The 14,415-nt window shown below is 65.8% G+C and carries 9 protein-coding genes and 1 tRNA gene; 6 read left to right on the top strand and 4 right to left on the bottom strand.

Annotation, left to right across the window (positions count from 1 at the left end; all coding sequences use genetic code 11):
* The first annotated feature begins 8 nt into the window (after positions 1-8).
* Positions 9-2,678 (top strand): serine/threonine-protein kinase, encoded by a 2,670-nt coding sequence (locus LZC95_13570; GenBank protein WXA97857.1) that lies wholly within the window; start codon positions 9-11, stop codon positions 2,676-2,678.
* Positions 2,679-2,804: 126 nt separating this feature from the next.
* On the opposite strand, the gene LZC95_13565 is transcribed toward LZC95_13570, so the two are convergent.
* Positions 2,805-3,398 carry a hypothetical protein gene (locus LZC95_13565; GenBank protein WXA97856.1) on the bottom strand — a complete coding sequence of 198 codons (594 nt, stop codon included), beginning with the start codon at positions 3,396-3,398 and terminating at the stop codon, positions 2,805-2,807.
* A 313-nt stretch (positions 3,399-3,711) separates the two neighbouring features.
* On the opposite strand from LZC95_13565, the gene LZC95_13560 reads away from it, so the two are divergent.
* Entirely contained in the window at positions 3,712-5,328 is a 1,617-nt protein-coding gene (locus tag LZC95_13560) for a hypothetical protein (protein ID WXA97855.1), read from the top strand.
* A 398-nt stretch (positions 5,329-5,726) separates the two neighbouring features.
* Here the strand turns inward: LZC95_13560 and LZC95_13555 are convergent.
* Positions 5,727-5,798: transfer RNA gene (locus tag LZC95_13555), tRNA-Gly, on the bottom strand.
* A 197-nt stretch (positions 5,799-5,995) separates the two neighbouring features.
* Here LZC95_13555 and LZC95_13550 point away from each other — a divergent pair.
* Positions 5,996-7,813: a glycoside hydrolase family 71/99-like protein gene (locus LZC95_13550; protein WXA97854.1), complete on the top strand. Its 1,818-nt coding sequence runs from the start codon at positions 5,996-5,998 to the stop codon at positions 7,811-7,813.
* Here the strand turns inward: LZC95_13550 and LZC95_13545 are convergent.
* Positions 7,797-9,212 carry a right-handed parallel beta-helix repeat-containing protein gene (locus tag LZC95_13545; protein ID WXA97853.1) on the bottom strand — a complete coding sequence of 472 codons (1,416 nt, stop codon included), beginning with the start codon at positions 9,210-9,212 and terminating at the stop codon, positions 7,797-7,799. The genes LZC95_13550 and LZC95_13545 overlap by 17 nt on opposite strands.
* Positions 9,213-9,332: 120 nt before the next feature.
* Between LZC95_13545 and LZC95_13540 the strand changes: the two genes are divergently transcribed.
* Entirely contained in the window at positions 9,333-10,445 is a 1,113-nt protein-coding gene (locus tag LZC95_13540; protein WXA97852.1) for a pectinacetylesterase family protein, read from the top strand.
* Positions 10,446-10,448: 3 nt separating this feature from the next.
* On the opposite strand, the gene LZC95_13535 is transcribed toward LZC95_13540, so the two are convergent.
* The gene (locus LZC95_13535) at positions 10,449-11,702 is read right to left on the bottom strand and encodes an ROK family transcriptional regulator (GenBank protein ID WXA97851.1); all 1,254 of its coding nucleotides are present in this window, start codon (positions 11,700-11,702) and stop codon (positions 10,449-10,451) included.
* Between the two features lie 46 nt (positions 11,703-11,748).
* On the opposite strand from LZC95_13535, the gene xylB reads away from it, so the two are divergent.
* Together xylB and xylA are read left to right on the top strand one after the other, a co-directional pair.
* On the top strand, positions 11,749-13,170 hold the full coding sequence (gene xylB / locus LZC95_13530; GenBank protein WXA97850.1) for a xylulokinase: 1,422 nt from the start codon (positions 11,749-11,751) through the stop codon (positions 13,168-13,170).
* On the top strand, positions 13,167-14,333 hold the full coding sequence (gene xylA / locus LZC95_13525; GenBank protein ID WXA97849.1) for a xylose isomerase: 1,167 nt from the start codon (positions 13,167-13,169) through the stop codon (positions 14,331-14,333). Before xylB ends, xylA begins: the two co-directional genes overlap by 4 nt.
* Positions 14,334-14,415 lie beyond the last annotated feature (82 nt).

Below are 14,415 nucleotides of genomic sequence, written 5' to 3'. Positions count from 1 at the left end.
GGGGCAAGGTGGAGGAGAGGCCCAACAACGCCAAAGACGACCAGCTCGTCGAGGAGGCGCGGCCGTTGTTCGCGGGCCGTTTCGTTCTCGAGCGAGAGGCCGGTCGCGGCGGAATGGGCGTCGTCCACCGCGCCGTCGATCGGCTCACCGGGCAAGTGGTCGCGCTGAAGGTGCTGCATCGAAGTGACGCCGCCACCGTTCGCCGCTTCGCGCGCGAGGCCGATGCGCTCGGAAAACTCGAGCATCCGAACATCGTGCGCTACCTCGCGCACGGCGTTGCAGACGATGGGGCGCCATACCTCGCGCTGGAGTGGATCGAGGGCGAAAGCCTGCGCGAGCGGCTTGCGCGCGCGGCGGAGTGCAACGAGCACCTCGCCATCGACGACGTGTTGAAGCTGGGGCAGCGCCTCGCCGGTGCGCTCGAGGACGCGCACACCATGGGCATCGTTCATCGCGATGTGAAGCCGAGCAACATTTTGCTCGTGGATGGGGAGCTCGGGCGGCCCAAGCTCGTCGATTTCGGGATCGTGCGCACCCGCGGCATGGAGCACGTGACGACCACGGGAACGGTGCTCGGGACCGTCGGCTACATGGCCCCGGAGCAGGCGCGCGGTGCGGACGATCTCGACGGGCGCGCCGACCTGTTCTCCTTGGGGTGCGTGCTCTTTCGCAGCTTGACCAACCGCGAGGCCTTCGACGGCGGCGATCCCGCGACCGTGCTCTCGATGGTGCTCGTGCACACGCCGGCGCGGGTGTCGGAGCTCCGGCCGGACGCCCCACACGCACTCGACGAGCTCGTGGCGCGGCTGCTTGCCAAGGACCGCGCGCAGCGACCGCGTTCGGCTTCGGAGGTGCAGGAGGCGCTCACGCGGATCGGGGCGGCCCTTCTCGGCACGACGTTGACGTCGGAAACGCCGTCGCCCCGGGTTCGAAGTTCGCCCCCGCCGGCGGCGGCGCGGCGGGGTCTATCCTCACGGGCGCTGTTCGCGATGTGCAGCCTCTTCGCGCTGGTCAGCGTGATTGCAGCCGCGGCCGCATCTCGTCGCGGCACAGAATCGCCGGTAACCATGTCCACGGCATCGACCGCGCCGGCGGGGACGATCATCACCTCGCTGCAGCCATCCAAAAGCTGCCATCCGGATGCGGCGACCTATTACCAGGAAGGCCTTTCCGCTTTGCGGAATGCCACCTGGGAGCATGCGGCCGTCGCCTTCGAAAAGGCGGCGGCCAAGGATCCACTTTGCGCAGAAGCGCAGCTTCGCGCGGCCATGGTCGATGCGTCGCTCGACGCGATCACCAAGGCGCGCGAGCACTATCAACGCGCCACCGAGCTGCGCGACCGATTGAGCGAGCGCGATCGCATCTTCTACGAGGCGCTGGTGCCGGTCCTCGTCACCGAGCCGCCCGATCCCGAGGCGCGGGCGCGCATCCTCGAGGAAGGCATTCAGCAATTTCCGCAGGACGCCGAGCTTCTGTACACGACGGCAATCATGGCCTCGCACGTGGCGGCCGCCGACCTCGAGCACGGACTGGATCTCGCGCGGCGTGCGATCCGCATCGATCCCAACTACGCCGACGCCTGGCAACTCCAGAGTTGGGCCCTCGCGAGGATGGGAAAAACCGACGATGCGCTGTCCGCGATGGCCACATGCTTGAAGGTCGCGCCCAGCTCGGGCGACTGCCTCGAAGACCGGGTCATCTTCCTCGAGCGGGCAGGTCGCTGCGAACAAGCCATCGCGGAGACGCACCATTGGCTCGCGCGGGTGCCCAAGAGCTCCGCGGCCTACCGTCACCTGGCCAACGAGCTGGCATCGACCGGCGCACCGGAAGCGGCCATCAAGGATGCCATCGCCCAGCACCTGCAGAATGCAACCATCGACGACTTGGATATCCCGCAAGAGCGGCTGAACGCATTGGCGCGTATGGCAGCCGTGCGGGGCGATTTCGAAACCGCCGAGAAACTGTCGGCCGAACAGGCAGCCCTCGCCAGGAACGTGGCCAACGTGATGCCCCACCTGAAGGCCGCCACCGTGCTGGCCCAGACGCTCACGGAAAAAGGCGAGCCGGCACGCGCGGCCGCTGTGGCGGAGGCCTACTTCAATGAACGGGTCGTATGGACCGTCGGTCATTTGCCGAGATCCGTCGTGCACGACGAGCCCGTCCTTCTCGGCGCATGGATGCGCGCAGGGCACGTTTCGAGGGAACGCCAAGATGCCTTGAGCGATCTCTGGCACCAATCGACGCCGGAGCGAACGACACCGTTCGAGACCTGGGCCATTCTCGAAGGCTCCCTCGTGGGGCTATCGAACGATGCCGCCGCGATCTGGCAGCATCGACCTGCCCTGCGCGAACGCGACAAATGGCATGCCTTCACGTACCGCGATTTCAACGCGGGCATTTCCGCCTTATTGGCCGGCCGTGTGGCCCTCGCTGCGGGCGAAGTCGAGTCGGCCATCGCGCTCATGGATCCGGTCATCGACCATTGCCAACTTCTCGAAGATCCCTTCACCAACACGCGCGCGCAACTCTGGCTCGGCGAAGCCAAAGAGCGCGCCGGCGACAAGGCGGGCGCATGTGCCGCGTACGGGGTCGTGCTCCAACGCTGGGGCGCAGCCAAGCCTCGCTCGATCACCGCCGACGAGGCGCGACGACGAAGCCGCGCCCTCGGATGTCCGTGACAGAGCTTGCGCAGGGTTTCTGCAGCTGCCACGAGATACTTCATCGGCATCATGCCAATGGCTTGCGGCGACAACGCACTTCGCGGGAGCGCACGGCAAAAATCGTGTACGTCACCCTGCTGTCCGTCAGCACGTCACCAGCCCGTCGAACCCTCCAGGCCACCTCCAGGTCACGTGCGCGGTGTCCGTAGGTGTTAGTCGAAAACAATCCGAATCACGCATCTTACTAATTTTCACTTTGAGCCATTGTTCGGTACGACAACCATTGTGCACGTGCAGCCTGTAATTGCCTTCCATGCCTCTTTCGACGCAACTTGGGGCTGCCCCCAAGGTGTGGACGGCGCCCGGATCGGTTGGAGCCTCGGACGGCTCGCGCGCTTCGGAAACCTCGTCGGCCCCATCCGCGACCATGATGTTGTTCTCCGTCTGGTCGGTATCCGGGTCGACGGTACCATCGCTGCCGTCGGCTGCACATCCCACCACGGGAAGCGAGCATGCCGCGATGAAGAAGGCGGACAACATCGTTGCAAACGTATTCATTTTGACAATCTCCGGATCGAATGAATGTGAAGGAACTACGGATGCAGATCGCTTCTGCAACTTGAGTACCTTCAGGTCTCCGAGAGAGAGTTTCGATGTAGCGCCGATTATCCGCCTTCCATCTCCGGCAAATTCGCAGATCGGAGGGAACGAGCGATCCAGCACGACCTCCCGCATCATCCCATGATACCGAAAGTCATATTGCGGCAACGCCGTTTGGAGAGTACCGGCAACACCGTCAAAGGACGGATGCCATAGCGCGTATCCCTTTCAACACTACCGAACTTGCCGTTCTGGTGATGGACGGCGTAGCCCCATGTATCGGTCCGAACGCCCCCGGCGGAGAAGCTCGCCGAAAGTTCACCAAGTTGACGTTCGGCGGGCTTCGGCGCCGCAAACGGCACACCACGTAGAGCGGCGTCGATTTTTGGCAACGGCTCGGGGGTGGTGGTCGATATCGAGGGTGCTGCAAAGCAACCCTGGAGAAATTCTTATGCGACAGGTCGCCTTTCTCACGTCGTTTTCGGTAGCTTGGTTTCTCGCTTACGGCTGTGGGAACTCCGATTCGGAGAGGGGCGCTGCCCCGCCCGACGGGGGAATCGACACACCGGATGGCAACCCCGGGCCGGTTACCGAGAATTGCCCGGCAGCGTTCCCGGCCGACGATCCGAGGGGCATCAGCGAGCGATGCGGATTGTTCGTCTCGGCCGGCGCCGCCGCAAACGCCGGGGATGGCACCATGGCGCGTCCGTATGGCTCGCTGCAGAAGGCGATCTATGCCGCGCAGGACACGGGGCGGCGCGTTTACGTGTGCTCCGGCAAATACGACGAGCCGATCGTACTTACGGGCAAGGTCTCCCTGTTTGGCTACTTCGATTGCGCGGGCGGCCACTGGAAGGTCACGCAAGAGCGAGCGAAAATTGTGCCCCGCACGAGCCCTGCCGTGCGCGCCGTGTTGGCGGAAAACGTCTATCTCGATGGCTTCGAGATCGTCGCGGCCGACGCGTGGGAGCCCGGGGGAAGTTCCATCGGACTCCTGGTCACGGATTCGACGGGCCTCTCCATCGTCAACACGAAGATTCACGCAGGCGTGGGGGGCAACGGGGCCGACGGCAAAGAAGGTCCCACCCTGCGGCCCGCGGCCAATATGGACGGCACCGGTGCCCCGAGCACGGAAGACTGCTGCCTCTACGACGTCAATGGTACCTGCACGGGTCGTAAGACGAGTTGTGAGACCACGCATTCGAGCCGGCCTGGGGGAGTCGGCGGATGCGTCGACGACAATGGACGTACCTACAGTACGCCTTCGGGCGGGATTTCAGGGGGAAGCGCCTGGTTCGTGTTCGACGCCCTATCCGGCTGGCGACGGACGGACGGATGGGTGGAAGACGGACGGCCATTCGGCGGAGGAACGGAAGCCTGTGCCTCCGGTGGCCTGGCCAATACGAACGCAAACGGGCGCGCCGGACACCCCGGCGATCCGGGACTGAGCGGGTTCAGTGGTCGTGACTTCGGCGGCATCCTTTTGATGCCAAACAGCGTGTACGTCACAAGCGACGGCTCTCCTGGAATGGATGGGCATCCTGGCCAAGCGGGCGGCGGCGGTGGCGGCCACAATGCCACGAGCAGCGGCTTGACCCCGAAGCCGGGAATCATCGCCATGGGCCCACCCGGTTCCGGCGGGGGCGCCGGCGGCTGCCCCGGCGTCGCAGGTACCCCCGGCCAGGGCGGCGGCGCAAGTTTGGCCATCGTGTCGCTGAACAGCCCCTTTCAGCTTCGTAACGTCGCCATCGAGACATCCTCGGGCGGCGCCGGAGGCCGAGGCACCTTTGGAAGCGCGCCTACGGCCGGAGGCCAGGCCGGTCCGGCTCTTCCACTTTCTGGAGATGCCCTCCGCGGATTCGCCGGCGGCGCCGGAGGCTTGGCCGGCGCGAGCGGCAGCGGCGGTGGTGGCCCTTCGATCGGCGTCCTTTACAGAGGATTACCGCCAATTTTGCATGACACCGTCATCAAGGTCGGCAGTGGAGGCAATGGGGTTCCCGAAGAAAGGGGACGAACCATCATTCCAGCGTCGCAACCCGGCCTCGCGGCACCCTCGCACGAGTACTAAATCCGATTCAGTACGCAAGCTCGACGAGCTCTCCAAGGTTCGTCGAGGGCGCGCTCGGTAGGATCGAAGGCGCTCGGGCTTTCCTTCGTCTTCACGCCACGGAGCCTGCGCCGAACCTTCAACAGCCTGACGCGCTTGCCGCCATCCCCGCCATCGTCGCGAAGAGCGTTGGCGGCTGGTCTGCGGATCGGACGCTGAAGCTTTACGGGCGGGTCGCCGGCAAGGAGATGCGCGTGGCCTTTGAACGGCTCGAGGAACTCACAGCCCAACGGCGCGCAAGAGTGCTGCGCCGAGTGTTCTGACCAACCGCCATCCTACCCAAGTAGAAGGAGTGTGAAAGGGAGTGTGATCCACGCTTCAACGTTGGGGACACACACTCTAACTGCTTGAAAATGCAGAGCGGGAGAAGGGATTCGAACCCTCGACGTCCACCTTGGCAAGGTGGCACTCTACCACTGAGTTACTCCCGCGTCGCTCTGAGGGCGCCTAACTTCGTCGATCGGACCTCTTCTGTCAACGCGAAGGTGGAGGAGTCGTGTCGTTTTTTCGAAGGTATGGCCGGCTCCGCTTCGGGATAGCGGATAGGCTCGCCTTGACATCACTGCGCCACCGGCCAGTTTTAATGATGATCATCATCATTAAACCTATTCGCAAGGTTTTGGCAGCAATGGCAACGGTGGCTGTGGCGGCGGCGGGCTGCGTGGGGGCGGATGAAGATCCCGCGCCCGTGACGGCTGCTGCGGGCGAGACGACGCAGGCGGTCGTCAGTCAAGGCATCAAGGACAAGGTCATCGCGGGGTACCAAGGATGGTTCACCGCATACGGGGATGGCTCGCCCGTAGAGCGGTGGAGCCATTGGTCGCGGGGGACGTACCAGTCGAATGCGGGGGCGCCCGCTCCGGGGTATCAGACCTTCGAGCTGTACCCGGATGTCTCCGAGTATTCGGCTGCGGCGCTTTTCCAAACGGGGTATGCGGCGCTCGGCAATGGATCGCCGGCGAAGCTCTTTTCGTCGTACCCGACGGAGGTCGTGAACAAGCACTTCGCTTGGATGCAGCAGTACGGCATCGATGGTGCGGCGCTGCAGCGGTTCGCGGGGGAGCTGCGCGATTCCGTCTTCAAGGCGCATCGCGACAGCATCGCCCTCAAGATGAAGAGCGCGGCGGAGGCCACGGGGCGGCTCTTCTACGTCATGTACGACATCACGGGCATGGACGAGGCGACCTTCGTCCAGAACGTGCAAAGCGATTGGACGAACACCATCATCGGGCAGCTGAAACTCACGTCGTCGTCGCGCTATGCGGTGCAGGACGGCAGGCCCGTCGTGTCGATTTGGGGGCTCGGCTTCACGCACAATCCCGGAACGCCGTCACAGGCTGCGGCGCTCATCGATTGGTTCCGTGCGCAAGGGGTGTACGTCATCGGCGGGGTTCCCACCAACTGGCGCACCAGCACCGGCGACTCGAAGCCCGGTTTCGAAGGCACCTACGCCAAATTCGACATGATCGCGCCGTGGACGGTGGGGCGCTACAAGACCGACGGCGAGGTGGACAATCATCGCAACAACTACCTCGTGCCGGATCGCGACTACTGCAACCAACGCGGCATTGCCTACCAGGCCGTGTTCTTTCCGGGCTTCGCCTGGTCCAACTGGAATGGCGGCACACGCAATATGATTCCGCGGCGCCAGGGCAATCTCTTTTGGAAGCAGGCCGTGAACATTCGGGAAGCGAACATCCCCGCGGCGTACATCGCCATGTTCGACGAGTACGACGAGGGCACGGCCATCGCCAAGGCTGCCGAGGATTCGTCGATGGCGCCGACGAATCAGTACTTCCTCACCCTGAGCTCCGATGGCACGTACGTCTCGTCCGATTTCTATCTACGCCTGGCGGGCAAGGCCACGCGCATGATCGAGCGGCTCGATCCCGTCACCGCGCAGGTTCCCATTCCCCTCACCAACGGGCCCGTTTTCTTCCGCAGCGGCGCCGAGGAGACCGATGCCGCGCTCACCTGGAACAACACGCTCGAGGGCACGCAAGGCGTTACCGGTGCGGAGTTCGGCGCGGTCTCGGGTGAGCCCGTTCACGCGGCGAGCCGCTCCTTCCGCATCGCGGGGACCGACACCCAAACGACGGCGTCGTATGCGTACTTCAAGGCGTTCGACGTGAATATCCCCGTTCAAGCCGCAACGCAGCTGTCGTTCTGGACGTATCCGCAGAACAGCCTCTCGCAGCACATCACCGTCGATCTGATCATGACCGACGGCTCAACGTTGCGCGATTCGGGTGCGACGGACCTGAACGGCGTGAGCATGCACCCGGGTGCGGCGCGTGGAACCGTCAATGCGTGGACGCAAACGCGCTCGCGCATCGGACAGTGGCTCGCCGGCAAAACGATCGACCGCATCTTGATCGCGTACGACTACGGCCCGCTCACCGGCGATTTCCGCGGCTACGTGGACGACATCACGATCGCGAACTAAAGGCGGCACGCCGGCGTCGCGCGAAGAGGAACGCCAGCACCACGGCGGAGGCGGCTGCACCGGTGCCGCCTCCGCTCGGACCAGGGGCCATGTCGCAACCGTCATCGCCACCGCCGCCACCGCCACCGCCGGCATCCGAGCCAGCATCGCGCGGGCCCGCATCGGCGCCGGCATCGCGCGGTCCTGCGTCGAAGCCCGCGTCCGTGCCGGCATCGTTGCCGGCGTCCGCTCCCGCATCGGTGCCCGCGTCGACCTCCACCTCGTACGCGCCGATGTCCACGGTTCCGCCGGCGACACGCGCCTTTCCACGTTGATCCGTGGCGGGCAGCGAATCATTGCTCCCTGCGTTGATCGCGGGACTGCCCGCGAGAAGCGCGTGCGTCTTGGTCGGCCCGCCGTTGTCCGCAAGATCGCCTGCCATGGGCGCAGTGTTCGGCTTGTCGCTGGCGTCGGTCAGCTGGCACGTGGCATCGCTGGAAAGATTGTGCCCCTGCGTGGTGATGTTCATCCGCGCAATCCGGCAACGGTCCCCCGTGCCCGCGAGGATCGTGTTGCGCAGCGAAAACGTTGCGGCGTGATCCGCCAAGACCGAGGGCGCGGAGCCACCGATCGCCGTCACATTGAGCAGATTGAAGGTCACCCCGTCGCTGTAGGTCCAAAAATCGCCGCCCTGCCTGCCGATGTTGCCCGAGAACGTCGAGTTGGTGATGACCGCCGTACCGCCCTGGAGCTGCAGCCCACCCACGCCTTGCGTGCTATTGTTGCCCGATACGGTCGAGCGCTCGATGGTGAGCACACGCGCCGCCGGCGGAAAGACGATGGCCGTCGTTCCATTGTCGGAGATGACGCTCTCGGTGATCGTCGTCGTGTTGGACGCATAGACGGCGGCATACCTTCCGCCGTTCTTCGTGATGAGGCTCCGCGTGATGGTCAGCGGCGCATTCGCGTAAATGGCGGAACCCGTATCGCCCGCGTTCTCGGTGAGAACGCATTCCGAAAGGCTCAACGAGCCGCTGCGGACCTCGATCCCACCCGCGGAGCCGAGGGAGCCTCCGTTGCCACCGGCAATCGTCAAACCGCTCATCTCGACCGCCGCCCCAACGACGAAAACCGGGAAGCGTCCGTCGGTCTTTCCCCGCACCGAGAGATCGGCCGCGCCCGGCCCCGCGATCTTCGTAGGCTGAGCGATGTTCGGCAACGCCGTTGCGAGATTGATGGTGCCCGCCACCGCAAACGTGATCGTGTGCGGTCCCGCGGTCGCATTCGCTTGCGTGATCGCGTCACGTAGCGAGCCCACCCCCGAATCCGCCGTCGACGTCACCGAAAACGAGGCCGCGTGCGCCGCACCGGCCACGAACATCCCACCGACCACCAGGCCAAGCCCCAAACATTTGCGCATCGGACGAGCGTACCGCCGCGCTCACCACGACCGGAAGAGCGGACTCCAGCAAGAGAGCGTTGCCGAGGTAACGGAAATGATTTCTTGACCATAATAATGACACACATCATCTTTGCTGCCATGAGCGACCGCCCCTCGGTTTTCACCTCGGTTCTCGGATTGGGCGCGTGCTTGACGCTCGCCGCCTGCAGCAACGACACGGCGCAGGAGACGACCACCACGGAGGAGGTCTCCGCACCGGTTGCACTGGCCGCGAGCCCCATCCAAGCGCCCGCACGCACGTGGACATGGGTCGACTTCCCTGGCGCGCACTGCCGCGACGGGTCGGGCACGGGCATCAGCGTCAATTGGGTCCCAGGCTCGAAAAAGGTGCTCATTTACCTCGACTCGGGCGGCGCTTGTTTCAGCCAATGGAGCTGCAACAACAACCGCGCCAACGGCGGGCCTCGCTCGGGCAACGATGGCATTTTCAACCGCGGCAACTCGGCCAATCCGTTTGCCGACTACAACCAGGTCTTCGTGCCGTACTGCAGCGGCGATTGGCACGCAGGCAACCAGCCTCAGGGCAACGTGCCCGGCGTCGGCCCGCAGCAGTTCGTCGGGTACAAGAACCTGGATCTCTTCCTCGATCGCATCATTGCGACCTTCCCCGATGCCTCGCAGGTCACCCTCACCGGGACGAGCGCGGGCGGTCTCGGCGTGTTCTACAATGCGTCGCACGTCGCGCGCCGTTTCGGCAACGTGCCCATGCTGGCCATTCCGGATTCGGGACCGCCCACGCCCACGCGAACGGCCCCGGCATGCTTCCAGGATCTCTTGCGGCAGCTCTGGAACCTGGACGCGACCGTGCTCGCCGACTGCGGCGCCGACTGCCCCAAGAAGAACGACTACTTCGTCGATCTCACGATGCACTACGCGCGCGGCGCGAATCACCGCACCGGCATCGTCAACGCGTACGACGACTCCGTGGACATCGAGTGGTACAACAACGGTGGCCAGGCCTGCTCGCCCCCGGCACCGCGCTTCTCGACCGCCGACTGGGAAGCGTCGCTCCGCGATCTACGGCAGATCGGCGGCGGCGCCCGCAACCGCTTCGGCACGTATTACGTGCCCTCCACCAGTCACGGATGGATCGTGTACGGACAATTCTTCTCCACCACCGTCAACGGGACGCGCATGACGGATTGGACGCGCGATCTCTTGAACGGCACGTACCGCGACATCGGGCCGTAACCCTCACGATTCCTCCAGCAACAACGCGGGATCGGCCGTGACGCGGGAGGCAACGCTTCCCGCGGCGCCGAGGACGGCCGCCCCCCCCGCGAGCTCGGAGACGACCAGCGGCGGCAGCGCGTCGCGCAAGGTGCCCGCGTTCTTCGCGAGCGCCTTCTCGATGGATGCCTTGGCCCAGGGCGCCAGCGGCGAAAAGATGCCCCCGAGCACGATGGCATCGGGATCGAACAGATTGACCACCGCCGCGAGGGTCGTGCCCAGCGCCTTCCCTGCCCTGCGCACCGCGGTGTGTGCGCGCTCGTCGCCCTTCGCGAGCCGATCGAGCAAGACCGCAGTGGAGCCGCCCGGGCTCGCCGCCGACGTCACCGCCACCGCATCGAGCCCCGCCGCGCGCAAGATGGCCTCCTGCCCCGCCGTCTGCTCCAGGCATCCGCGTGCGCCGCACCCGCACCGCGCACCGCCGGGCTCCACCACGATGTGACCGAGCTCCCCGGCGAATCCGTGCGCACCGCGGAAGACCTTTCCATCGACGACGATGCCGGCGCCGATGCCAATCTCGCCCGACACGTGCACGAAGTCGCCGAGCTGCGTGCCCGCACCGAACCAGAGTTCCCCCAACGCGGCCAGGTTGGCCTCGTTGTCGTACTCCACCGGCAGGCGCAGCCCGGGCAAGCCTTCGTGAAGAAGCTTTTGCAACGGCACATCGGCCCACCCCAAATTGGGCGCACGCCGCAGGACGCCGCGTTCGCGATCGAGCAGCCCCGGTAATGCCACGGTGGCCCCCGCCACCGAGAGCCCTTGGTGCGATGCCGATGCGAGGGCCTCCTCCGCGAGCCGCGCCAGCGCCTCCACGACCGCCTCGGGCGAGCGGCCGCGATGGTCTGCCGCCACCACGTGCCGGTAGCGCACACGCCGCGCGAGATCGACCACGCATGCGGCGAGGTAGTCGACGTTGATCTCGAGGCCGAGCCCGGCCGCGCCCGCCCCGTGAACGGAGATGGCCGTTCCTGGCCGCCCGCGTCGCTCTGCGTCGTAAACGATGCCGCCCTCACGAACGAGCCCCGCGTCCACCAGCACCGCCAACAGATTCGAGACGGTGGTCTTGGTGAACCCGGTCACCTCGGCCAGCCGAGCGCGGGTGATCCGTTGATGACGCACGACCTGGTCCAGCACGAGCGCAAGGTTGCGGTCCCGCATGGTCCCATGACGCACGGGGCCAACGCCCCATCCTTGCTCGCCGGCCTTGATCGCCATCATTTGTCCATATAGTTTACGAATTCCGTTTCGCTACAAAAGAGGCCTTATGAGCAGCGATACATTGGTAGCAGGCATTGATTCGTCCACGCAATCGACGAAGGTGGTGCTCTGCCGCGCCCGCGACGGTGCGGTGGTCGATCAAGCCTCCGCCCCGCACCCCAACGGGACCGAGTGCGATCCGCGGCATTGGCAGCTGGCCCTGGAGCAGGCCAACGGTTTGCTCCGGCGCGCGTCCGCGGTGGCGGTGGCGGCGCAGCAACACGGCATGGTCGTGCTGGATGCGGGCGGCACGGTCATCCGACCCGCGCTGCTGTGGAACGACACGCGCTCGGCGCCGCAGGCCGCAGCCATCGTGAACGATTTGGGTGGCCCGGCCTCCTGCGCATCGCTCGTGGGCAGCGTCCTCGTGGCCTCCATGACGGTGACGAAGTTGCGCTGGCTGGCGGAGCACGAGCCGGCCAACGCCGCACGCACGGCCACCGTGCTCCTGCCGCACGATTGGCTGACGTGGTTGCTCGCCGGCCGCAAGTCCCCCACCACGGATCGCGGCGATGCGTCGGGCACCGGCTATTGGTGCCCCGCGAAAAACGAGTATCGCCCGGAAATTGCCGCCGCGGCGCTCGGGCACAGCGTGGAACTTCCGCGCGTCGCTGGCCCAAACGAGATCGTCGGCGAAACGGAATGGGGCGCGCTGGTGGCCGCCGGCACGGGTGACAACATGGGCGCCGCACTGGGCCTCGGGCTCGCCCCCGGGGACGTGGTCGTGTCGATTGGCACCTCCGGCACCGCCTTCGCCGTGAGCGACGTGCCCGCGGCCGATGCCTCCGGTCTCGTGGCTGGTTTCGCCGATGCGACGGGTCGCTACCTCCCGCTCGCGTGCACCTTGAATGCGACGGGCATCCTTTCGTCGACGGCCAAGCTTCTCGGCTGCTCCTTGGACGAGCTCTCCGCGCTGGCCCTGGCCGCGCAGCCCGGCGCGGGTGGGCTGACCCTCCTGCCCTACTTGGACGGCGAGCGCACGCCGAATCGGCCCGATGCCACGGGCGTGCTGCGCGGGCTCACCACGCGCAACGCCACGCGGGAAAACCTGGCCCGCGCGGCGGTGGAAGCGCTCCTCGCATCTTTGGCCGACGCCATCGATCACCTCGTGCAACAAGGCGTGCGACCGCAGCGCGTGCGGATGATCGGCGGCGGCGCGCGCTCGGAGGCCGTGCGGCGGTTGGCCCCGCAGATCTTCGGCATGAAGGTCAACGTGCCGGAGCCCGCGGAGTACGTCGCGCTGGGTGCCGCACGGCAAGCCGCATGGGCGCTGGCCGCCACGCCGCAGCCGCCGGAGTGGCCTGCCTCACCGGCACGTGAGTACGAGGCCGCCCCCACGCCGCACGTGCGCGCACGCTACGCGGAACTTCGCGATGCCACCGCGGGATGGAAAGAAGCTTCACACGAAGACGGAGGAGACAATCGATGAGCAAGGATCGCTTTACGCCGCGCCGGGAAGACAAATTCTCCTTCGGGATCTGGACGGTGGGATGGCAGGGCGTGGATGTCTTCGGCCCGGCCACCCGCGCACCGATGCCCGCCGATCGCGCCGTGCGCAAGCTCGCCGAGCTGGGTGCCTATGGCGTCAATTTCCACGACAACGACGTCTTTCCCTTCGAGGCGTCCGCGGCGGAACGGGATCGGCGCGTCGGCGCCTTCCGCAAGGCGCTCGACGAGACGGGCGTGGTGGTGACCACCGCCACGACGAACCTGTTCTCGCACCCCATCTTCAAGGACGGTGCCTTTACCTCGAACGATCGCGACGTGCGCCGCTTCGCATTGCGCAAGGTCATGGACAACCTGGACCTCGCCGCGGAGCTCGGAGCCTCGGTCTACGTGTGCTGGGGCGGACGCGAGGGCGCGGAGACGGGCGCGGCGAAGGACATGCGCGTCGCACTCGATCGCTACAAGGAGGCGTTCGACATCCTCGGACAGTACGTGCTCGACAAGGGCTACAAGCTGCGCTTCGCCATCGAGCCGAAACCCAACGAGCCGCGCGGTGACATCCTTTTGCCGACCATCGGGCATGCCCTCGCCTTCATCGAGGAGCTCGCGCATCCGGAGCTGGTGGGCCTCAACCCCGAGGTGGGCCACGAGGAAATGGCCGGCATGAATTACACGCACGGCCTGGCGCAGGCGCTCTGGCACAAGAAGCTCTATCACATCGATTTGAACGGGCAGCACGGTCCGCGCTTCGACCAAGACTTGCGCTTCGGCGCGGGCAACTCGCGCGGTGCATTCTGGGTGGTCGATCTCATCGACTCGAGCGACTACGACGGGCCGATTCACTTCGACTACAAGCCACCCCGCACCGAGGACGACGATGGCGTGTGGGTCTCGGCCGCCGCCAACATGCGCAACTGGCTCATTTTGCGCGAGAAAGTGCGCGCGTTTCGGGCCGATCCCGAGGTAAAGGCGGCGCTGAAAGAGGCGCGCGTGGACCAACTGGCCACTCCAACCTTGGCCCAAGGCGAAACCTGGCGCACCGTCCGCGACTTCACCCCCGACATCGAAACCTTGGCCAAGCGCGGCGCCGCCTTCGAACACCTCGACCAACTCGCGTTGGAACATTTATACGGCGTGCGCGGCTAAGAGATTTTACAGGGAGGGGGGGAGGCGGGGAGGGAAACGGCGCGAATCCCACCGCGCACCGAAGCTTTTTTTGTTTTTCAAT

It is taken from the genome of Sorangiineae bacterium MSr12523, from assembly GCA_037157775.1.
GTDB classification, from domain to species: Bacteria; Myxococcota_A; Polyangia; order Polyangiales; family Polyangiaceae; genus Pendulispora; species Pendulispora brunnea.
This window is presented reverse-complemented; position numbering and strand designations above follow the sequence as displayed.